Consider the following 5,974-nt stretch of genomic DNA (forward strand, 5'->3'; position numbering starts at 1 on the left):
TCCACCGCGAAAACAAGCAGTTTTCATCTCGAAATAACGCCCGTATTCTTGCACTAAAATATCGGCTGCAACCTTGGATGCACCAAATAAACTATGAGTTGTGCGATCGATAGACATATCTTCTCGAATGCCATTTACATAAGTATGATTGGAGTCAATTTCCCAGCGTGTTTCTTGTTCTATTAGCGGCAAACGGTTGGGAGTATCGCCATAAACTTTATTGGTAGAAGTGAAAATAAAAGCAGCTTCCGGACAATAGTTGCGCGTCGCTTCTAATAAGTTCAAAGTTCCATTTGCATTAACGCTAAAATCCGTATGTGGATCGCGGGCTGCCCAATCATGGGAGGGTTGTGCAGCAGTATGAATAACCAGAATTATCTCCTTTCCGTATTGTTTAAAAAGATTTTCAATGGCTTCGCGATCGCGGATATCTATGGCAACGTGAGTATATTTTTCTCCTAAGTCTTTTTCCAAACGTTGGCGATTCCATGTCGTCGAAGCATCATCGCCAAAGAAAACCCGTCGCATATCGTTATCAATGCCGACAATTTCTAATCCTTGAGAAGCGAAAAATCGAGAGGCTTCCGAACCGATTAAACCCGCAGAACCTGTAATAATTGCAATAGACATAATTAATTATTTGTTGTTTATTTTTAATCTTTACTTATTGATAACAGCATCTTGATACACTTGATTGAGAAATTTGCTTTTAACCGACCAGGTAAAAACATCTCGAATATGTTTTTTGCCACCTTGACCGAGGCGATCGCGCAACTCTTTATCATGGGCTAAGTGAGTCATAGCTTTTGCTAACCCTTCCACTGCGCGATCGGGGTCGATCGCGGCGACTTTAATGCCTGTTTCGGGAGTAACTTGAGTATCAGGACCCCCTAAAGCCAAACAAAGAATAGGACGACCGGATGCCATTCCTTCCAAGCAAGTCCAACCCCCAGAATCGTGTAAACTGGGATGCACCAAAACATGAGATTGGCCGAGAAGCTGTAAACTCTGCGATCGCGGTACTCTTCCCCAAAATTTAATTTGCGATGCAATGCCCAATTCTCGTGCCATTGTTTCTAAATTATCTCGTTCGGGTCCATCTCCTAACATCCAGTATTCGGCATCGGGAAGATTAGCGCAAGCAAATGCCCGTACAGATAAATGATAGCCTTTCCAGTGCAAAAAACGACCCATACTAATAAAACGAATGGGAGATTCTGGAGGAGAAGGAGATTGCCCTAAAGTCTCGATTTCTACTTCTGATAAACCTGCTTCTGAGAAAATATGGACATTTTTTGCCCCCATTTTACGCACTCGTTGTGCAGTATCTTCCGTAGTAACGGGAGTGAATACACTCCGCTTTGCAGTTAAACGAGTAAAGGGATCGAATTCACCCATTCTTTGAGCAATATCTCGTGCAGTTTCGTATAGTTTAGCTTTAAAACTAAAGTCCTGCCAAAAAGGTTTTGGGGCAGCTTCTCCACCCCCAATAGGTCCCCAAATAAACGGTATGGGAAGCAAACAAACTAAACTTGGCGACCAAAATTTAACATAGGTAACATGGCGAGTTAAGTCCAGTTTAACTTGTTTATGGAGCTTGCGAGCAGCTAAATAGGCGAGGATTTGCCAGAGATAATAATGCAGTTGTAATCCTCCTTGTCTGCCTTTAAAATTCTCTTTCCAGCCAAAAGGTTCGACGTAGATAAAATGGAGATTGGGAATGGGATTTTGTTTTAATTCTGCCTCGATCGCAGCTTGATAAAACACGCGAGTAACCACCCAAACTTCGTGAGATTTTGCCGTTTCTATTGCATTATTCCAGCCTACTCCTTCTTCGGAGCCTTGTCCAGGTTCGCAGGCAAAAGCAGAGAGTAAAATTTTCATTGTTTCAATACCTGGGAAATCACATCAACAAATCCTTGGGCTGCTGTTTCGGGAGTAGTATGGGCAATAATTTCCTGCGATCGCCTTCCCATCGAGTCAATTAAATCTGGGCGATCGAGAAAATATTGCATTTTCTCCGCTAATTCTTCAGGATCGAGAGGATCGAAAATATAGCCATTTTCTCCTTCTACAATTAACTCCGCAGCAGCCGCACCTTTTGAGCAAAGAATAGGTTTACCAAATACCATTGCTTCAGGAACAACCATACCCCAAACATCCTCATAAGTGGGGAAAACAAACACATCCGACTGTTGAAAATACGCCCCTAAACGACCGTATTCTACCCAACCTTCCCAGCGTATTCGCTCTTTGATTTTCTCTTCTGCAATGAGTTGTTCTAACTCTGCTTTTTGATCCCCGGTGCCGATAATTAACAGGGTGTAATTATCATATCCCCGCGATCGCAATTTTCCACAAGCCTTGAGAAGTGTTTTTAGACCTTTCCTCTGAGTAATTCGCCCTACATAAAGGAAAATAGGCTGCTGCACCCCTTCTAACTTTGGACGCTCTGCGGTTGTTAATTGCTTCTGTAAGGCTTCTGCATCAGGAACGAGGTAAGTTTTAACAAAAATCTTATTTTTGGGGACTTTTAGCGCTTCTACTAAATATCTTTCTCCCGCGTGACTATTGGCGACAAAAGCATCAGCAAATTGAGCCAACCAACGACGGGCAAAAGTGCGAAACGTAGAATCGCGGAAATCCGTATTGGGGGAACTTCCATCGTAAATGAGAACAATTTTCCAACCGCCAATAGTCTTAAAGAGAACACTTAATAATGTCCATAAAGAGAAGGCTTGAGGAAGAACAACGCGGGGCTTATATTTGAGGAGATAAAAAATAATATTGGGAGAAACAACAATAAATCCCCGTCCATATCCCGTTTCAACTTTTTTTGTTTCTACAAAGTCTGCTTTGCCGACAATTTGGATCGCCGACGCACCAGGCATTTTAGCATCGAAATTCGGCCAAACTTGTCCGGTGTAAAAGATAGTTTTCTCAAATGCTTTTGTAAAATGTTGTAAAACAGGCTGCCAGTATGCCCCTAACTCGACGGAAGGAATTAACCAAGCAATGCGATCGTTCGGCATGAAACTTCTCCGAATGTTCTACATTATTCTACTGGTAGTTCGATCGCCTTATAACACAATTAAGAGTTTAAATCGGGGGAAGTTGCAGGGCGATCGCGAAACCGGGTTAATATGTCCTCACGAGATAATTGCAGGAGGAGGGGAGTAAATTCTTCTGAAGGGAGAGTGGCGATCGCGTCCATAACACCAGTCAGTTCCTCGTCAATATCGCCAAAGCGAAGTCTGAGAAGGGTTTCAATAAAATTACGAGTTGTTTGTTTTACACCTTCTTGTCGGCCTTCTTGTCGGCCTTCTTGTCGGCCTTCTTGTCGGCCTTCTTGTCGGCCTTCTTGTCGGCCTTCTTGTCGGCCTTCTTGTCTAGCTTCTTGTCTGGCTTCTTGTCGAATTTCTTCGAGTTGCTGCTCATACATTTGTTCTAAGTTCATAATTAGCTCCTGCTCATCGCTTTCTAAATCTTGTTCTTTTTGTTGTCGTGCAGTTAAGACAGCAATAAGATTATTCACTAATTTTAACGCATTTCTTCGCAGAAGATCGTTTTCTGGGAGCGCTTGTAGTTCTCTCACTGCTTGCTGTTGAACCGTTCCTCGTCCCAATAGTCTTAAACTGAGGGTATCGCGAGTTACGGGGAGTTGATGGATGACGATAATAGACGTTTTGAAACTACGTCCGAAAAAATAGATTCCCTTGTTTCCATCCTCCTCTGTGGGTAAGGGATGAAAACCTTGTAAGAGGTTCTCAGACGCGGTTGGGGTGAGGATCCAGAGGTGAGGAAGTTGTTCTTCTTTGAGGCGATCGCGATCGCGATCGCGGTTGGCTTCTCGTTCCGAATTTGCGTGCAAACTAAATAATTTTCCCATGCAAGAACGAATATCGCCAGAGGTGACGGGGTTACGGAAAGGCTCAAAAACAGCAGCAGTTGTCGCGAGTTGTCCCAATATCCCTAATGCTTTAGGATTGATTTGGGGACGAGGAAAAGGGGTAAAAAAGATATCCATCTGGCGAATCTCAGAACTGATTTCTTTGCTTGTTTCTGTTGTTCCTAAAGGAGAGAGAAGTTCGCTGAAATACTGTTTGGCAAATTGGTCGTGAATAAAACGGGTCACACTATTATGGTTCAATCTTCGATACAATTATACGATAGAAACGAAACTTATATTTCCCAATGATCAATTGGAATAAAATCACTGCTGAATTAGATGGACTGGAGATCGTGACTGATGCCAGTCAAGTTGCCAAGTTATCTCTCGATTACTATCACTTCAGTCCTATTTTACAAGCTCAACTTGCGGACAAACGTGCCGATCTGGTGGTTCGTGCTGCTAATGAGGAGGATGTTCTCAAAGTTGCGCGAGTTTGCGTTAAAAATAAGATTCCTTTAACAGTTAGAGGGGCAGGAACAGGTAATTATGGACAGTGCATTCCCCTGGAGGGAGGTATTGTTCTCGATCTAACTCCCATGAATAAGATTCACTGGATCGAACCCGGTTTGGCTAGTGTAGAACCGGGGGTTAAATTAGCAGCATTGGATAAGAAAGCAAGAGAAATTGGCTGGGAATTGCGAATGTATCCTTCAACTTATCGCACTGCAACCATTGGCGGTTTTATCGGGGGAGGAAGTGTGGGTGCAGGTTCGATTAATTACGGACAATTGCGCGATCGCGGCAATCTTCACGCGGTTCGCATTGTGACCATGGAGGAGGAACCGAGAGTATTAGAATTAAGAGGAGATGAAGTACAACAAGTCAATCATGCTTACGGAACAAATGGCATTATTACCCTATTAGAAATTCCTCTCGCACCGGCTTATCCTTGGGCTGAGTTAATTGTAACATTTGATGAGTTTCTGGAGGCGGCCAAATTCGGGCAGGCGATCGCCGATTCTGATGGTTTAGTGAAAAAATGGATTAGTGTTTTTGCTGCTCCCATTCCTACTTATTTTACCGCACTGAAAGATTATCTTTCCCCAGAAAAATCCTGTGCTTTACTAATGATTGCAGAGTCTTCTCTCGAACCGTTTTACGATTTAGTGAAGGAATGGGGAGGAAAAATCACGTACAATAAAACAGCAAAGGAAGCGAAAAAAGGAACGAGTTTGGTTGAATTTGGCTGGAATCATACCACGCTTCTCGCTCGCAGCATTGACCCTAATTTAACCTATTTACAAACCTTTTATTGGAATTTAGAACGAGTCGAGCAAATGTATCATTATTTTGGCGATGAGGTGATGATTCATTTGGAGTTTCTTCGTGCAGGAGGAAAAGCGATCCCTGCGGGGTTGCAGTTGGTTCGCTATTCGACGGAAGAACGATTAAATGAGATTATTAAATATCACGAAGACAATGGTGCAGGAATAGCTAACCCACACACTTATATTTTAGAGGATGGCGGGCGGAAAATTGTCGATCCAATACAGTTAGCATTTAAAGAACGAGTCGATCCCTATGGTTTATTAAATCCAGGTAAAATGCGGGCATGGTTAGATAGAGGACAATAGATTTTCGCCTGCAATTATTACTTCTGAAGAATTACATTCACGGGAAGTTCAATCGTAAATTCCGTTCCTTCTCCAAGAATAGAACTACATCCTAATGTTCCTTTATGTTTTTCAGTAACAATTTGATAACCAATGGATAAACCCATACCCGTTCCTTTTCCAACGGGTTTAGTTGTAAAAAATGGATCGAATATCTTACGTTTGATAGTCTCGCTCATACCAATTCCATTATCGCGAATGCGAATAACGATCGCGCCTTCTTCCTGATATTCTGTTATCACGGTAATTCTATGAGAATCAGAATTGTTATCGGGAGTACCTGGCAATTGTTTTTTATTTTTTTCATTCTCTTTCCTTTGCTTTTTCTCCTCGATCGCATCAATTCCATTCAGGTTCAAATTCATAAAAACTTGATTAAGTTGTCCTGCATAACACGCCATTTGAGGTA

At 42.4% G+C, this 5,974-nt stretch carries 6 protein-coding genes; 1 reads left to right on the forward strand and 5 read right to left on the reverse strand.

Annotation, left to right across the window (positions count from 1 at the left end; translation table 11 throughout):
* The 4 genes from VB714_RS14270 to VB714_RS14285 all read right to left on the reverse strand — a co-directional run.
* A partial coding sequence (locus VB714_RS14270) for an NAD-dependent epimerase/dehydratase family protein (protein ID WP_323225261.1) occupies positions 1–630 on the reverse strand: 630 nt, incomplete at its 3' end.
* A gap of 30 nt (positions 631–660) precedes the next feature.
* Positions 661–1,884, reverse strand: a complete 1,224-nt coding sequence (locus VB714_RS14275) for a glycosyltransferase (protein ID WP_323225263.1) — start codon at positions 1,882–1,884, stop codon at positions 661–663.
* Complete coding sequence (locus VB714_RS14280) at positions 1,881–3,032, reverse strand: glycosyltransferase family 4 protein (RefSeq protein ID WP_323225264.1); 1,152 nt, start codon at positions 3,030–3,032, stop codon at positions 1,881–1,883. The genes VB714_RS14275 and VB714_RS14280 overlap by 4 nt, the downstream gene beginning before the upstream one ends.
* A 59-nt stretch (positions 3,033–3,091) precedes the next feature.
* Positions 3,092–4,135 carry a hypothetical protein gene (locus tag VB714_RS14285; RefSeq protein WP_323225265.1) on the reverse strand — a complete coding sequence of 348 codons (1,044 nt, stop codon included), beginning with the start codon at positions 4,133–4,135 and terminating at the stop codon, positions 3,092–3,094.
* A gap of 59 nt (positions 4,136–4,194) precedes the next feature.
* Here VB714_RS14285 and VB714_RS14290 point away from each other — a divergent pair, with 59 nt between their 5' ends.
* Positions 4,195–5,526 (forward strand): FAD-binding oxidoreductase, encoded by a 1,332-nt coding sequence (locus VB714_RS14290; protein WP_323225267.1) that lies wholly within the window; start codon positions 4,195–4,197, stop codon positions 5,524–5,526.
* A 17-nt stretch (positions 5,527–5,543) separates the two neighbouring features.
* On the opposite strand, the gene VB714_RS14295 is transcribed toward VB714_RS14290, so the two are convergent.
* On the reverse strand, positions 5,544–5,974 hold a 431-nt coding region (locus tag VB714_RS14295), incomplete at its 5' end, for a sensor histidine kinase (RefSeq protein WP_323225269.1).

This window comes from Spirulina sp. 06S082 (genome assembly GCF_034932145.1).
Lineage (GTDB): Bacteria > Cyanobacteriota > Cyanobacteriia > Cyanobacteriales > Spirulinaceae > CCY15215.